Source organism: Pelomicrobium sp. G1, from assembly GCF_051905455.1.
In the GTDB taxonomy this organism is placed as follows: domain Bacteria; phylum Pseudomonadota; class Gammaproteobacteria; order Burkholderiales; family UBA6910; genus Pelomicrobium.
On sequence record NZ_JBQACR010000521.1, the window covers coordinates 1 to 244 of the forward strand.

General features: G+C 74.2%; 1 protein-coding gene. It reads left to right on the forward strand.

Features of this window, described 5'->3' with window-relative positions; genetic code table 11:
- Nucleotides 1-242 (forward strand): acyl-CoA dehydrogenase C-terminal domain-containing protein (locus tag ACTFO6_RS19465; protein ID WP_439935958.1); only part of this gene is annotated, 242 nt, incomplete at its 5' end.
- Nucleotides 243-244: the final 2 nt, after the last annotated feature.

Sequence of the window (244 nt, forward strand, 5' to 3'; positions counted from 1 at the left end):
CCGGCGCGGTTCCCTACCTCAAGCTTTTCGGCTGGGTGGCCGGGGGCTGGCTGCTGGCGGGGGCGGCCAATGTGGCGGGGGAGCGCCTGCAGGACCCGCAAGCCGACGATGCCTGGTGCCGGGCCAAGCGGGTGACGGCCCGCTTCTACGCCGAGCATTGCCTGCCCCAGGCCCATGCCCTGGCCCTCGCCATCACCCGGGGGGCCGACAGCGTGCTGGCGCTGGACGCCTCGGCGTTCTAGCC